This window comes from Sphingobium sp. LMA1-1-1.1, from assembly GCF_040676365.1.
Classification (GTDB): domain Bacteria; phylum Pseudomonadota; class Alphaproteobacteria; order Sphingomonadales; family Sphingomonadaceae; genus Sphingobium.
The window spans coordinates 1-671 of the sequence record NZ_JBEGHS010000033.1 but is presented as its reverse complement, the minus strand read 5'-3'; the positions used below and the strand labels follow the sequence as shown (position 1 = coordinate 671).

Here is a 671-nt window from a genome sequence, read left to right as displayed (position 1 = left end):
CTGCTAAAGTAGGGGCATGAGCCGCTCCAAGCCTGACAATCCGTTCCGCTACTTCAACTCGTCGCGCGAGGTGATCCGGCTGGCGGTGATGATGTACGTGCGCTTCCCGCTCAGCCTCAGGAACGTGGAAGACCTGCTCTTCGAGCGCGGTATCGACATCAGCCACGAGACGGTGCGCTACTGGTGGAACAGGTTCGGCCCGCTGTTCGCAGGCGACATTCGCCGGCAGCGGATCAGCCGCATGCGGGGATTTCGCCACTGGCGCTGGCACCTCGACGAAATGTACGTCAAGGTGAATGGCGAAATGGCTTATCTATGGCACGCCGTCGATCAGGAAGGCGAGATCCTGGAGAGCTATGTCACCAAAACCCGTGATAAGATGGCTGCGCTAACCTTCATGAAGAAGGCACTGAAGCGTCATGGATCTCCCGAATCGATCACCACTGATGGCCTCCGCACCTACGGCGCGGCAATGGATGAGCTTGGCAACCGGGCGAAGCAGGAAATCGGTCGGTGGGCGAACAATCGGGTCGAGAACAGCCACCTGAGGTGGCCTCGCCTTCTTGGACAGGTTGGCGGCTAAGTTAAGCTCATCGCGGATGTCGTTTTATGCCGCCATTTGGGTGATCAAATCCTGGGGGGCATGCCCCCCAGGATTTGAAGCGCCGATT

The 671-nt window shown here is 58.9% G+C and carries 1 pseudogene; it reads left to right on the top strand.

From position 1 onward, the window contains the following. Positions 1-16 precede the first annotated feature (16 nt). Positions 17-559 (top strand): annotated as a pseudogene (locus tag MRBLMA1_RS14065) (IS6 family transposase); the annotation flags it as partial. Between the last annotated feature and the right edge of the window lie 112 nt (positions 560-671).